The sequence below is a fragment of the Streptococcus suis genome, assembly GCF_002964045.1.
Lineage (GTDB): Bacteria > Bacillota > Bacilli > Lactobacillales > Streptococcaceae > Streptococcus > Streptococcus suis_U.
The window spans coordinates 1-274 of the sequence record NZ_POPB01000688.1 but is presented as its reverse complement, the minus strand read 5'-3'; the positions used below and the strand labels follow the sequence as shown (position 1 = coordinate 274).

Genomic DNA, 274 nt, shown 5'->3' with positions numbered 1-274 from the left:
AAAGACCGTACTCAAGGTGATGCAGAAGACTTGAGCCACGCATTGGCCTTCACATTCCCTAAAAAAATCTACTCTGCTGAGTATTCAGATGCTCATGACGCAGACTTGGTTGTATTGACAGCTGGTTTGCCACAAAAACCAGGTGAAACTCGCCTTGAATTGGTAGAGAAAAACCTTCGTATCAACCAACAAATCGTTACAGAAATCGTTAACTCTGGTTTCAACGGTATCTTCCTTGTTGCTGCTAACCCTGTTGACGTATTGACTTACTCAA

The 274-nt window shown here is 42.7% G+C and carries 1 protein-coding gene; it reads left to right on the top strand.

Features of this window, described 5'->3' with window-relative positions; translation table 11 throughout:
* The coding region (locus tag C1E99_RS14330) for a lactate/malate family dehydrogenase (RefSeq protein WP_419580087.1) at positions 1-274 on the top strand (274 nt) is incomplete at both ends.